Annotated in this window: 1 pseudogene; it reads right to left on the reverse strand. The window is 60.3% G+C overall.

The window, feature by feature from the left end:
* Positions 1-353: pseudogene (locus tag F7231_RS27115) on the reverse strand (hypothetical protein); the annotation flags it as partial.

Raw genomic sequence — 353 nt, forward strand, 5'->3', positions numbered from 1 at the left:
ACGGCGAAGGTCGTCGAGGTAGCGGTGGTGCAGGTGGCGGTGTAACTGGTGGTGTTGGTCAGCACAGGTGTTGTCAGGGACGTACCTGTGGTGCCTGTGTTCCAGGTGATGGTACCGGCACAACCCGCGGCAGAGAGTGTAGCCGAACTGCCGTAGCAAATGGTAGCCGAGGTTACGATCAGGTTGGCCGGCTCTTCGGTAGTGATGACAAGGCTGGCCGAGGTGAAACAGCCTGGCCCCGTCGTACAGGTAGCCGAGTAAGTCTGGCTGGCCAGCATTGGGGTCACGGTAATGCTACTGCCCGTTGCTCCGTTGCTCCAGCTCACGGTTCCTGAGCAGCCAACAGCTGACAG

This window comes from Fibrivirga algicola, assembly GCF_011742925.1.
Classification (GTDB): Bacteria; Bacteroidota; Bacteroidia; order Cytophagales; family Spirosomataceae; genus Fibrella; species Fibrella algicola.